This is a genomic window from Gallicola sp. Sow4_E12, assembly GCF_052116305.1.
Classification (GTDB): Bacteria; Bacillota; Clostridia; order Tissierellales; family Peptoniphilaceae; genus JBQKLI01.
Genome location: NZ_JBQKLI010000030.1, coordinates 1 through 12,512, shown reverse-complemented (window position 1 = coordinate 12,512; position 12,512 = coordinate 1). Strand labels below are relative to the sequence as shown.

The 12,512-nt window shown below is 35.6% G+C and carries 12 protein-coding genes; 10 read left to right on the top strand and 2 right to left on the bottom strand.

Going from position 1 to position 12,512, the window contains the following annotated elements; translation table 11 throughout:
* Positions 1 to 333 precede the first annotated feature (333 nt).
* Positions 334 to 1,032, bottom strand: a complete 699-nt coding sequence (locus ACTQ46_RS10705; RefSeq protein ID WP_441749763.1) for a Crp/Fnr family transcriptional regulator — start codon at positions 1,030 to 1,032, stop codon at positions 334 to 336.
* Positions 1,033 to 1,127: 95 nt separating this feature from the next.
* On the opposite strand from ACTQ46_RS10705, the gene ACTQ46_RS10700 reads away from it, so the two are divergent.
* The 5 genes from ACTQ46_RS10700 (at position 1,128) to ACTQ46_RS10680 (ending at position 4,944) form a co-directional block, all read left to right on the top strand.
* On the top strand, positions 1,128 to 1,961 hold the full coding sequence (locus ACTQ46_RS10700) for a DUF3100 domain-containing protein (RefSeq protein ID WP_441749761.1): 834 nt from the start codon (positions 1,128 to 1,130) through the stop codon (positions 1,959 to 1,961).
* A 9-nt stretch (positions 1,962 to 1,970) separates the two neighbouring features.
* Entirely contained in the window at positions 1,971 to 2,417 is a 447-nt protein-coding gene (locus ACTQ46_RS10695; protein ID WP_441749759.1) for a hypothetical protein, read from the top strand.
* Between the two features lie 9 nt (positions 2,418 to 2,426).
* Complete coding sequence (locus ACTQ46_RS10690; RefSeq protein WP_441749757.1) at positions 2,427 to 3,716, top strand: amidohydrolase family protein; 1,290 nt, start codon at positions 2,427 to 2,429, stop codon at positions 3,714 to 3,716.
* Positions 3,707 to 4,438 (top strand): sulfite exporter TauE/SafE family protein, encoded by a 732-nt coding sequence (locus tag ACTQ46_RS10685; RefSeq protein WP_441749755.1) that lies wholly within the window; start codon positions 3,707 to 3,709, stop codon positions 4,436 to 4,438. Before ACTQ46_RS10690 ends, ACTQ46_RS10685 begins: the two co-directional genes overlap by 10 nt.
* 134 nt (positions 4,439 to 4,572) lie before the next feature.
* On the top strand, positions 4,573 to 4,944 hold the full coding sequence (locus ACTQ46_RS10680) for a hypothetical protein (protein ID WP_441749754.1): 372 nt from the start codon (positions 4,573 to 4,575) through the stop codon (positions 4,942 to 4,944).
* Between the two features lie 130 nt (positions 4,945 to 5,074).
* Here ACTQ46_RS10680 and ACTQ46_RS10675 read toward each other — a convergent pair whose 3' ends face one another.
* Positions 5,075 to 6,934 (bottom strand): ATP-dependent helicase, encoded by a 1,860-nt coding sequence (locus ACTQ46_RS10675; RefSeq protein ID WP_441749752.1) that lies wholly within the window; start codon positions 6,932 to 6,934, stop codon positions 5,075 to 5,077.
* Positions 6,935 to 7,073: 139 nt separating this feature from the next.
* Between ACTQ46_RS10675 and ACTQ46_RS10670 the strand changes: the two genes are divergently transcribed.
* Genes ACTQ46_RS10670 through smpB form a run of 5 tightly spaced genes read left to right on the top strand, consistent with a single transcriptional unit; the run spans position 7,074 to position 12,285 of the window.
* Complete coding sequence (locus ACTQ46_RS10670) at positions 7,074 to 7,874, top strand: nitroreductase family protein (protein WP_441749750.1); 801 nt, start codon at positions 7,074 to 7,076, stop codon at positions 7,872 to 7,874.
* Positions 7,875 to 7,900: 26 nt separating this feature from the next.
* On the top strand, positions 7,901 to 8,809 hold the full coding sequence (locus ACTQ46_RS10665; protein WP_441749748.1) for a tetratricopeptide repeat protein: 909 nt from the start codon (positions 7,901 to 7,903) through the stop codon (positions 8,807 to 8,809).
* 16 nt (positions 8,810 to 8,825) lie between these two features.
* Complete coding sequence (gene modA, locus ACTQ46_RS10660; RefSeq protein ID WP_441749746.1) at positions 8,826 to 9,653, top strand: molybdate ABC transporter substrate-binding protein; 828 nt, start codon at positions 8,826 to 8,828, stop codon at positions 9,651 to 9,653.
* Between the two features lie 60 nt (positions 9,654 to 9,713).
* The gene (rnr, locus tag ACTQ46_RS10655; RefSeq protein ID WP_441749744.1) at positions 9,714 to 11,840 is read left to right on the top strand and encodes a ribonuclease R; all 2,127 of its coding nucleotides are present in this window, start codon (positions 9,714 to 9,716) and stop codon (positions 11,838 to 11,840) included.
* Positions 11,827 to 12,285 carry an SsrA-binding protein SmpB gene (smpB, locus tag ACTQ46_RS10650; protein ID WP_441749742.1) on the top strand — a complete coding sequence of 153 codons (459 nt, stop codon included), beginning with the start codon at positions 11,827 to 11,829 and terminating at the stop codon, positions 12,283 to 12,285. Before rnr ends, smpB begins: the two co-directional genes overlap by 14 nt.
* Positions 12,286 to 12,512 lie beyond the last annotated feature (227 nt).

Here is a 12,512-nt window from a genome sequence, read left to right as displayed (position 1 = left end):
AATGAAAGAATTCAAAGCAAAACAAAATGGATGCCTCCTACAAAATATAGGCTAGCATCCACTTGTAAATAATTAATTTAATATTGTGTCCAGTTTTATGGGTACACATCAGAAGGCTTCTTTTCTCTAGTATAGGAAATATAGGAGTTGGAAATATGAAAAGGAGGCTTCTAGAATAAAGAATTCTGTCTGGGATTTTTATTCTAATATAAATAGCTGATATAGTTTTTTGGTTAGGGAAAGGGGTTTCAATGTTTTTTGTCTTTTATCAAACAGGAACACAATTATTTTAAGTCTCTCTTCGAAGTGGATAGTGACGATCTTTGATCGGTTCTAATTCATTTTGCTTGCATCTAAATAATTCTGCGAATTCTTATAATTTTCTAGAGTCATAACAATTTTACCTTTCTCAATAAAAAACAAATCTTTATCTTTTAGTTTTGTAATGGTCCGGTTTAATGTTTTTAGATTCATACCGATTTCTTCTGCCATAAAGGATCTTGTATGAGGAAATTTATATCTTTTTATGCCTGTGATTTTATGGGCAGCAGCGATTTTTACTAAGTAATCTATGAGTATATAATCGGATGAGTAAAACAGTTTCATACCATTTTCTAAAGAGGAACGATAGAGTTTGTTGGCAACTCGAATAGTTAGCCGACTCAAAATTTCTACGTTTTCAAAAATCCATTTCTCTGCAGTTTTTCTTGGGATATAGAACACCGTAGAAGGTTTAGAGGCTTCGATGGTAACACTGGTATATTTTTGCTGTGCTAAGATAGTGACTTCTCCTATATAATCGATTGCAGGGTTTGTTTCGATCATGTAGATATTTCCGTTTTCAAATTCATTGATCACTCTGGAGGCGCCTGCGGCTATAATTCCAAAATGTTTTAATTCGCTTGATTTATGGCTGATGATTTCTCCTGTTTCATATTCTTTAATATAATAATTTCGTTTTACATCTTCCGTCATTTTGCTGCTGAAAAATTCAAAATCAGGATTTAATTTTATTAACTCTTCTATATTCATAAAAACCACCTCAAAAATACCCACTTGTCCTTTTTATAAAAAACCAATCTTGTTAAACTTTATTTAACATAAAAATATTTTAACAAGGAGGCAATATGAAAGCAAATTATCAGTACAAAACATTAGGAGAACGTTTTAGAACAGAATGGAAAATATTTCTGCTGGCTTATATTTTTGTTTTAATAGCAGAGCTCATAGGAAGAAAAGAGTTTCAATTTGGAAGCGGGATGTTTATTCTTTTCCCAATCTTTTACACCATTATTTTAGGGGTTCTGTCAGGTCCGCAAGTTTTTAAGATTATCAATGAGACTGAGACAAAAGCAGCATCAAAACTTGTAGTAATAGGAATATGTTTATTTATTGCAAAACTTGGTGTCACAGCAGGCTCCAATATCGATATCATTATCGAAACAGGACCTGTACTTCTTCTCCATGGTTTCGGAAGTTTATTATGTATCATCGTAGCATTGCCTGCAGCGATTCTTTTAGGTATGAAACGGGAAGCTGTAGGAGCAAGTTTTTCATTGAACAGAGAATATCACATGGCGCTTATTAATGATATCTACGGACCGGACTCTTTTGAAGCGAGGGGGAGTTTGCCGGTTTACATAATAGGCGGTATGATTGGAACTATTTATTTCGGATTTCTTGCCACATTAGTCTCAATGACAGGTTTATTTACACCGGAAGCTTTAGGACTTGGATCCGGAATCGGAGCAGGTATATTTATGGCGAGTGCCAGTGCATCTCTATCGGCAATATATCCGGAGTCTGCAGCAGCTATCAATACATTGGCTTCTGCTGGAGAGACAATTGCGGGGATTACAGGAATTTATATGTATATGTTTATCGGGATACCATTATGCGATAAATTATATCGAATCTTAGAACCGAAGCTTAGCAGATTTGCACTAAAGAAAGATTTTTAGGGGGACAATATGAGATATATTGAATGGTTGATTTTATTTATATTAAGTGCCGCTGGAACAGCGTTGGCTAATTACATAGGGTATGAAGTTGGTTTTCTAGAATCTGTACCGGGATTATTGATCCTTATAGGCATTGGGATGATCGCAGTACTTTGTACGAAGTTTATTCCCTTTCGTCTTCCGATTATTGCATATTGTTCTTTGATAGGTTTGGCATTAGCAAGCCCTATCAGTCCGATACGTGCGGACGTTATACATTATGTAGGTTTGATCAATTTTACAGCTCCTTTTTCAATGGTCGGAGTATTTGCAGGAATGAGTATCAGCAATCAGCTTAAAACTTTCTTGAAACAAGGATGGAAAATATTGATAGTCGGGTTATTAGTCATGACGGGAGCCTTTGTCGGTTCAGTTATCTGGTCAACATTATTACTGAATATTTCAAATCTTTTTTAGGGGGATATAATGATTATAAAAAACACTACAGTAGTATCGGATTATGAAAGTGTAGCAGAAGATACCTGTATCGTAATTGAAAATGAAGAAATTATAGAAATCGGGAAATGGGATGAGGTAAAAGACCGTTATAAAAACCATGAAATTCTAGATGGCAGGGGAAAATGTTTTATGCCAGGTCTTATCGACTGCCATACCCATACCGGGCAGCAGCTGTTAAAAGGGCTTGTTTTGGATGCGAAACCTATTATCTGGACTCGTATAATGCTTCCTTTTGAAAGTACGCTGGATCCGGATAAAATGAAATTTATGGCAGAGTTAAGTGCGTTAGAAATGATAAAATCAGGAACGCTGGGATTTATCGATGCAGGCAGCTACTTTATGGAAGAAGCTTGCAAAGTTTATGAAAAATCTGGTCTTATCGGTGCAGTCACTGCATCGACAATGGATGATCCCTCTCTTCCAGAGTCTGTAAGGACGACTACGGAAGAAGCAGTACAAGTATTGGATGATTTATATGATAAATACAATGGCGACCGAATCAAAATATATTATTCCTTACGAGCTTTAAACAACTGCTCTGACGAATTGATTGAAAAAGTTTTTGATCATGCCAAAGAACGAGAAACGTTTGTTATGAGCCATATGAATGAATACCAAAATGAAATAGATGGAATTATAGAACGATCTGGCAAAAGACCTTATGAATTTTTGGAATCTTTTGGACTTCTTTCGGAAAAGTTTATAGGCGCCCACAGCTTGATTTTATCAGAGGAAGAAATCGAGATTATTAAAAAGCACAATATAAAAATCTGCCATTGTCCATTCTCAAATTCTGGTAAAGCTGTACCTCAAACTCCCGAGTTGTTAAAAGAAGGTATTGCCATAGGGTTTGGATCCGACGGGGCTGCCCACGGCGGGCTTTCCTTGTGGAATGAAATGAAAATTTTTAGATCGATTATGAATATTTATCATGGTGTTCCAAATAATATATACAATGTTATGCCGGCTGAGGATCTGTTAAAAATGGCAAGTTATAGCGGATACTCTATGCTTGATGAAAAAGGCGGGAAAGTTGAAAAAGGGTATAAGGCTGATCTTATCGGAATAAACCTCGAAACGGCGGCTCTTATGCCTACTGGCAATCTCCTTCATACCTTAATTGAATCTGTCAATGCCTGTAATGTATCGGACATGATTGTGAGGGGTAAAATAGTAATGAAGGATCGAGAAGTAAAAACACTAAATGAGGAGGAAATTTTAGCAAAAGCTAAAAAATATATGTCAGAATGCTATTAACTATAATAATCAATTTTATCGTTGGAGTTTTAGTTGGAGTCAGCGGAATAGCAGGTTTTTTATTACCGATATATTATATATCGGTAATGAACTTGCGTTCAGTAGAGGCACTTGCACTTAGTTTTACAGCTTTTATCGTGTCTGGTGCTTTAGGAAGTTTTAATTATTATAAAAAAAATCTGTTAAATCTTCGCATCGCTATTATCTTGAGTATAGGCAGTTTCTTTGCAAGTTTTCTCGGAGTCAAAGCGAATCTTTTGATTCCAGAACAGATTGTACAAATCATATTGTATACAATGGTTTTGTTATCCGGTATTTCTATATTAATTAGAAAGAACAAAGAAAATCAGAAAATAAAGTGCAATGAATTTCTTTTAATCGTTATCGGATTTGTCACAGGGTTTATCTGCTCTATTTCTGGAGCGGGAGGCCCGATCATCGTACTGCCGATCCTTTTAATGCTTGGAATCGGAATACACGAAGCTGTAGCGACTTCTCTTTTTAATTCCGTTTTTATAGGGATTCCATCAAGTATAGGTTATATTTTGAACTCGGATCTGTCGATTATACTGCCTTTAATACCTGCAGTCATATTATCCCATGGTGCAGGCGTATATTTCGGAAGCAAAAACGGCAATCGTATCAATCAAGACATACTTAAAAAAACGGTAGCTGTTTTTTCAATTCTGATTTCAATGTATAAACTAATCAGCCTTTTTTAACGGGGCATGGCTTCCTGTTCGTGTAGTAGGTCGGGTAATGAATAGTCCTAGACTAATCTTTAGACTGTGTTAAACTTTCCAGAAAATTGTATTATGTGTTATAATAACTCATAAGAAATTTGAGGAGATTTGATATGAGAACATTATTTTCCATTATCTTTCAACAATTTGATATGGTTATTAAGGTACCTTTCGTCGCTTTATTGGCAGCAGGTATAGTACTTATTACAACACGGATGGGTATCGGGAATCGAAAGACAAGATATCTTTTCGGCGGGATATTATTTATAGCATTTTTTGCGACGATGATCGCGGGATTAGTCCTATTGACCACGCCTACAGGGATTTTGTTATTAGAAATTTGTATTCTTGCATTTGTAGCATCTATAATTGTATTTGCAGTATCCTATTTAATAGATTTAAATTATGATCATAAACCCCGCAGAGAAAGAGTGCCTCGTGAGAGACAATTTAAACTGCCCAAATTTTCAAAAAAGAAAAATTAAAAAAAAAGCAAAGCTCTTCGCTTCTCCAAACATGGAGAGGGAAGAGCTTTTTTTTATGGGAAATATTCGGAGATGAAGCGATTTTCAATGTTATATTCGTGAAATATAAATGAACTATAGGACTTTCTGTTTATCTAGAGCTTTTAATTTTTTTGACTTCTTCATAAAAACGGGAGATTTTTACTTTGGTATGGTTGCGTTCTTTTGATGTTATTAGGATGAGTTCTTTTTTCGCTCTGGTCATCCCCACATAAAATAACCGTCTTTCTTCCTCTGAATGGAGTATTCTTTCGGATAATGCCGGTTCTCTGGAGCGGGAAGGGAAATCTCCTTCTATAAGATCGATGAGATAGACCCTATCGTATTCCAGACCCTTGGAAAGATGGATGGTGGAGAGGATGAGATTTGAATTTGTCTTTTCCCGATGTTTTAAGTCAAGAAGCAGTTTTTTCCTTTTATCTAAAAGTTCCTCTGCACTCCTGCAATTTTTAAAAATCTGTTTATAGCTTTCGATAAGAAATTGTATCGATTCTGTTCGGTCTTCTAAACTCAGCTTTTTATCCAGATAATCTTCGTATTGGAGTTCATAACAGATTAGGTCGATGGCTTCAGGGATATCGCTATTTCTTATTTTGTCGAGTATTTTTTTAGCGTTTCTTATTTTTTCTTCCTGATAATCTTGAATCATAGGATCATCTAATAACCGGTCAAGTATAGGAGTGTTTTCGTCAAAGGTGGGAAGAAAGCTCAGCTGTTTTTTGCTGATATAGGCTCCTAGTTTATAGTATATTTTTTCGAAAAGCTGCTGATCTGTAAGGTTTTCAGAAAACTGTTTAATATAAAGAAGATCCTCCAAGAAAAAATGGTTTAAGTACTGTGCAGGAGAGCTTTTTATATGGTAAGAAATGTTTTCTTTCTCTAAATAATCTGTTAAAGCCAAGGCAGAAAGATTATTTCGAAATAATATTGCGGTAATATTGTTTGTATCCTTCAATTCTTGTGATAAAAACTTATATTGTCCTGCTGCTGTTTTTGTTTTTATAAGCCGAATCGGTGTTAGATCGTCTTTCGAAGTGAATATATTTTTTTCATATCTATTTTTATTTTTTTGAATGATGATATCCGCCGTGTTTATTATAGTTGGTGTGGAGCGGAAGTTTTCTTCGATAAAATAAATTTTTCCTTCCGGATAGCGATTTTTAAAATTCAGAAGATAGGAAGGTTCGGCTCCTCTAAATCGATAGATGGATTGATCGTCGTCTGCAACGATAAATAGGTTATTCTCCGGAGCTGCTATTTTATTAATGATTTGAATCTGCAGTGCAGATGTATCTTGAGCTTCGTCTACTTGTATAAAAGGATATTGATTTTTTATTCTTTTTAAAATGGATTTATCTTTTTCAAGAATTTCATAGGTTTTATAGAGCATATCTTCAAAATCAATAAAGAAGTGCTTTTCTTTTATTTTCTCATAAGACAAATACAAATCTTTGAATTTGTGAGGGACGGTGGTATTTTCCAAATATATTTCCAAGGGAATCATTTTGTTCTTCATCAAAGAATAATGCGTATTGAATCTTTCGATTTCTTCTTGAGATATGGATTGATGATATTTTTCATAATATATTCTTCGAATGAGTTTATAGCGGTTAAACTCATGATTTCCTTCAATTAAGGTAAAGCTTAAATGATTTTTTTTCAGATATTCCCGTAATATTTTATAGGAAAAAGCATGGATTGTATGGAAATGGGCTTCTGCATTTATTCCATACTTTTGTGCAGTCGTCAAAAAACGCTCTTTCATATCCGCTGTCTGATTTTTGCTGAAGGTGATAGAAAGAATTTTGTTTGAAGAAATATCATGTTTTTCCATCAGATGCAGTATGCGGTGAATAAGAACGGTTGTTTTTCCTGCTCCTGGTACAGCTAATGTAAGGGCAGGTCCTTTAAAATGATGCAGTGCTTCAGTCTGCTGCTGGCTTAATTTCATAATGACACCTCTTTTCTATTATACTAGAGAGGAGAAGGATTGGAAAATAGGTAGAAAGTGTAAAGCTGATAATATCAAAGATGACATTATTTTTAGAATGTAGTAAAATAAAATATAAGAAACTATGGAGGTGTTTATTATGTTAATGGCCAATTTTATGAAGACAAGAAAATCGATCAGGGATTTTAAGGATAAAAAAATCAAGAGCGGTGATGTTAAAAAACTAAATTCGATTATCAGCGAAGTAAACAGTTTAGCTAAGTTGTGTTCTGTTGATTTTCACTTAGAAGAAAATGGAGCAGAAGTCGTTGAGGTGTTAAAAGGCAAAGGCGGCTATGCGGGCACTATGATTCTAGCTCCAGCTTATATTGCCATGGATATCGAGAACGAAGTTCCTGAAGCTTATATTTATGGTGCTTATTATATGGAAGATCTTATTACGAAACTTCAAGATATCGGGTTGGGAAGCTGCTGGATCAGTTTACATAACGCAGATGAGGAAAGTATGCAGAAAGCGTTCCCGGATAAAACAGGAAAAATTGAATTTGCACTAGGCATAGGCTATCCTTATGCTAATTTGAATATAGGGGAAGAGAAGTACAGTTCTCGTTTAGGTTTGGAAGATTTTATCTATGATGGAGATTTTAATACTCCTATTCGTATTGAGACATTAGAAAGCTATGGTTTAGATGATTTGTTCTATTATCTTAGATATGCACCGTCTTCCAAAAATCTGCAGCCTTGGAGATTTTTGATAACAGATTCAGAAGTTGAACTGTATATCGAAAACTTTGATGGACATGAGAATTACGTAGATGCAGGTATTGTAATGTATTATTATACAAAATTAGCCGAAGCTTCCGGTATCCGTGCAAAATGGAATCTAGATGAAAAACCGGATGCAGGTAATAAAAAATATATAGGAACTGTTAATTTCTAGTTTAGTATTCCTAGTGAGGTGATTTTTTGGACTCTAGAAGAAGCGACAATTATATTACCTTGGCTTTAAACGCTTACATTTCGGAAGATACAGAACAAGCAGTATCTTTTTTTGAGAAAGCTTTATCTTTTCCCAACAGCAAAGAGGAATATATCAATATTTATTATAATCTAGCCCAAATATACGATGAGTTAAACGAGAATGAGAAGGCCATCGAGATGTACGAGAAGATCATTTCGATAGATTTTCAGGCACAGGCTTTTTATGGAAAAGCGATTATATTTGAAAAATTGGAAGAATATGACTTGGCTGAAAAATCTTTTCGAGTGGCCATTGATCTAGACGGCACCTTTAGGGATGCCCGATTCTTCTTAGCAAATCTTTTTGATATTCAGGGAGATTATAAACAAGCAATTATCGAATATAAAAATTTTTTAAAAATATTTCCAGAAGATTATATGGGTTTAAATAATCTAGGTTCCATTTATGAAGAGGTTGGAGAGTATGATAAGTCCCTTCCTCTTTTAGAAAAATCGATTGGGATACGAGAAGATTACTTTTTGTCCCATTTTAATCTAGCTGTCGTTTTATACAGATTGGGCAGGAAAGATGAATCGATCGAACACTATTACCGCGCAAAGGAATTAAAACCGGATCACGGAAATATATACTTAAATCTTTCTGCTATTTATATCGCAGAAGGCGAGCTTGAGAAAAGCGAAAAGATTTTAAAAGAAGGTTTGATTCATAATCCGAACATGGCAAATCTTTATTATAATCTTGCCTGTACGTCCTTCAAACTAAGTTTAAAGGATGAAGGGCTGAAGTATTTAAAGAAGGCGATATCTTTAAATTCGGACTTATATTTATATGGCATGAATGATCCGGATTTTAAAGACATCAAATTTTCAGAAGAATTTAGAAATTTAGAGTAAATAGGAAGGGGACTAGATGAAAAAGTTTATCAAGATTATAGGTTTGGCTTTATTTTCCTTCCTGGTTTTTACAGCCTGCAGTTCGCAAAATGGCAACGGCGCCCAGCCTGAGGGAAATGGAGAAGAATCTGTGGAAACTCAAGGACAGGCGGGACAGTTTGTGGTAGCCGTTCCTGTAGAGATGGAAGAAGCGATGAAGGCGATTGCGGCTTCTTTTCCTCAAGGAGAAGGGATGACTATTATAGCAGACAAAAGCGGAGTTCATCAGAAATCCATTGAAGAGGGAAGCGATATCGATGTGTTCATTTCCGGGGATAAAAAACAAATGGATACTTTAGTTCAAAAAGAGCTTATCGAAGCAGACTCTGTGTCGAATCTCGCAGAACAGGAGCTGGTTTTGATTCAGGATAAAACAAGTACTCCTATTCAAAGCGTAGAAGAAATTCCGAATGTGGAAGGTAAAATCGCTGTAGGAGATATCAACACGGTTCCCGTTGGACGGTTTGCACAGGAAGCGTTGATCAACTTAGGTTTATGGAATAAAATCCAAGACAAGATTCAGTATTTGAATGCGGCACAGACCGTTATTGCAAATGTGGAACAGGGCAATTCTGATGTGGGATTTGTCTATCGGTCGAATATGAGAGAAGCACAAAACTCCAGTATTATAGCTTCAGTTGACAGCGGAGCCTATAATCCGATTCTTTTGCCTGTGGGTATTGTAAAAGATCAGGACCAGGGAGAAAAAGCGAATGAGTTTGCAGCTTTTTTAAAAGATGCTCAGGCTCAGGAAATCTTAAAAAGCAATGGTTTTAAACTTATAGAACAAGAACCTGTAACATAAATTGTTAGGGGTTTCTTTTTTTATAAGACAGATGGGTATTAATCAATAGAGGTGATTAGAATGACAATAAGAGAACATGTTTTAGAATATATACAGAGAAAAGATTATACTCCAAAAACCAAGGAAGAATTGGCGATCGCTTTTGATATTGAAGTTTCAGAGTTTAGAGAATTTTTCAGAGTGATAAAGGATATGGAAAAGGAAAGATTGATTTCCTTTACGAAAAAGGAAAAGATTATCTTTGGACAGGGGGATTTCTTAATCCGCGGTACTCTTCAAGGACACCGCAGCGGCGATTTCTGTTATCTGCTTCCAGAGGATAAAGAGTTAGGAGATGTCTATATTTCCAAAGAAAATCTAAATGGAGCTATTCATAAAGATCAAGTTGAAGTAGAGGTTATTCAAGAAAAGAAAGATTCTAGAAATGCAGAAGGAAAAGTTGTAAATATACTTACTGAAAAAAGAGATCCTATCGTGGGAACGTTTCAAGCAGTAAAGGCTTATGGTTTTATCGTACCTGACGATAATAAATATGGTTTTGATCTTTTCATTCGCGCAGGAGATAAAAATGGTGCTAAGAATGAGGATAAGGCTATCGCCAGAATCGATAATACAAATCCCAAGGAAAAAAATCCTACCGGGGTAGTGCTAGAAGTTCTTGGAAATAAGGATATAGCTGGTATTGATATTACATCTGTAGTCAAAGATCTTGGAATACCAGATGTATTTTCAAAGAAAGTTTTAGATCAGGCAGCAAAAGTTCCTCAAGAAGTGGAAGAAAAAGAAAAACATCAGCGTGTAGATTATCGTGATCTTTTTACAGTAACCATTGACGGAGAGGATGCAAAAGATTTTGATGATGCGATTTCTATCGATAAAAAAGAGGACGGCTATGTATTATATGTTCATATAGCCGATGTGGCTCATTATGTAGATAAAGGAACTGCTTTAGATAAAGAAGCTTATCGAAGAGGGAATTCTGTTTATCTTTTAGATCGTGTCATTCCTATGCTTCCCTTTGAACTTTCAAACGGGATCTGCAGTTTGAACCCGGATGTGGAACGTTTGGCATTAACTGTGAAAATGTTGATTAATACTAAGGGCAAAGTAATCGATTATAAATTTCAAGAAACACTTATACGCTCAAATCATCGACTGGTATATACAAATGTTTCCGATTATTTAGAAGGAAAATATTCTTATGACGACAAGGAACTGGAAAGCAAACTCGATATTATGAAAGAGCTTTTTGAAATCCTTGCAGCGAAACGCAGCAAAAGGGGTTCTATCGATTTTGACTTTACCGAAGTAAAAATCTTAATGAATAAAGAGGGCAGTATCAAAGATATTGTCCCTGCGGAAAGAAGAATCGGAAACCGGTTAATAGAAGAATTTATGCTCGTAACGAATGAAACTGTAGCTGCACACTACGGCTTTTTAGAGCAGACTTTTATGTATCGTGTCCATGGAGACCCTGATGAAGAAAAGGTAGAAGCCTTCCGCAAGTTTATCACGAACTTTGGATATCGGATCAAGGGCAAAGACATTCATTCCAAAGATTTTCAGGCTCTGTTGCAGGAAGCGAAAGGAAAGCCGGAAGAGATCTTAATTCAGAATCTTCTTCTTCGAAGTATGCAGAAAGCGGAATACAGCGAAGAGCCGGATAAGCATTTTGGATTGTCTACGATGTTCTACAGCCACTTTACTTCACCGATCCGCCGTTATCCAGATTTGTTTATTCATAGAATCGTTAAAAATACGATTCATCATAGACCGGATACGAAAAATGAAAAGGCATTCTTGGAGTATACTGCAGAAACGGCTGATCATTGTTCTATTACAGAAAGAAGAGCAGATGAAGCAGAAAGAGAAGTCAATGATATGAAAATGGCTGAATTTATGGAAGATCATATCGGTGAAACTTTCGAAGGAATTATTTCTTCTGTGACGGGTTTTGGTATATTTGTTCAGCTTCCCAACACAATAGAAGGAATGGTTCAATATGCAGATCTTAAAGATGATTATTATCATTTCGACAGTGCAAAATATCAGGCTGTCGGAGAAAGAAGCCACAAAGTATATCGAATCGGTCAGCCTGTGAAAGTAAAAGTAACAGATGCAAGCAAAGAGCGAAGAGAAATAGATTTTATATTTGTAGAAAATGGTGATGAGGATGTCAAAGAATAATGGCAGAAAAATAATAGCCAACAATAAAAAAGCCCGTCATGAATATTTTTTAGAAGAAATAATTGAAGCGGGTATCGTGTTAAAAGGAACAGAAGTGAAATCTATACGTCAGGGGAAGGTTTCTGTCAAGGAAGCCTTCTGCCATATTGAAAATGGAGAATTATTCATCGATAATATGCATATCAGCCCTTATAAAGAGGGAAACCAGTTCAATGTGGATCCGATCCGCAGAAGAAAACTGCTGGTGCACAAAAAGCAGATTCATAAACTGATCGGCCAGACAAAGGAAAAAGGTTACACTATCGTTCCTGTTCAGATTTATTTATCTAAGGGAAAAGTGAAAGTTGAAATCGCCTTGGCTAAGGGGAAAAAGCTTTATGACAAACGGGAGTCTATTGCAAAAAGAGACAGCGAAAGAAGAATGCGCCAAGCAATGGATTATTAGTTTTTTTCCTCATTATAAGTAAAAAAGACCGTCCATTTTGATATGTACCCTCTTTACTGGACAACAGTAAGGAGGGTGTTTTTATGCGATACAGCTATGAATTTAAAAAAGAATGGGTGGAATTGTATAGACAAGGTCAATGGCCTGATACACCTGAGGGAATTAAAGAAAAAAGTTTTTATGGAATGATTCGATTATGGTCTAGGTTAGAAGAATTACATGGGCAA

Excerpts from the sequence above, each read along its gene's own strand:
- ACTQ46_RS10690 (WP_441749757.1), top strand. The coding sequence starts at position 2,427 with ATGATTATAAAAAACACTACAGTAGTATCGGATTATGAAAGTGTAGCA.
- ACTQ46_RS10680 (WP_441749754.1), top strand. The coding sequence starts at position 4,573 with ATGAGAACATTATTTTCCATTATCTTTCAACAATTTGATATGGTTATT.
- modA (WP_441749746.1), top strand. The coding sequence starts at position 8,826 with ATGAAAAAGTTTATCAAGATTATAGGTTTGGCTTTATTTTCCTTCCTG.
- ACTQ46_RS10705 (WP_441749763.1), bottom strand. The coding sequence starts at position 1,032 with ATGAATATAGAAGAGTTAATAAAATTAAATCCTGATTTTGAATTTTTC.
- ACTQ46_RS10700 (WP_441749761.1), top strand. The coding sequence starts at position 1,128 with ATGAAAGCAAATTATCAGTACAAAACATTAGGAGAACGTTTTAGAACA.
- smpB (WP_441749742.1), top strand. The coding sequence starts at position 11,827 with ATGTCAAAGAATAATGGCAGAAAAATAATAGCCAACAATAAAAAAGCC.
- ACTQ46_RS10685 (WP_441749755.1), top strand. The coding sequence starts at position 3,707 with ATGCTATTAACTATAATAATCAATTTTATCGTTGGAGTTTTAGTTGGA.
- ACTQ46_RS10670 (WP_441749750.1), top strand. The coding sequence starts at position 7,074 with ATGTTAATGGCCAATTTTATGAAGACAAGAAAATCGATCAGGGATTTT.
- ACTQ46_RS10675 (WP_441749752.1), bottom strand. The coding sequence starts at position 6,934 with ATGAAATTAAGCCAGCAGCAGACTGAAGCACTGCATCATTTTAAAGGA.
- ACTQ46_RS10695 (WP_441749759.1), top strand. The coding sequence starts at position 1,971 with ATGAGATATATTGAATGGTTGATTTTATTTATATTAAGTGCCGCTGGA.
- rnr (WP_441749744.1), top strand. The coding sequence starts at position 9,714 with ATGACAATAAGAGAACATGTTTTAGAATATATACAGAGAAAAGATTAT.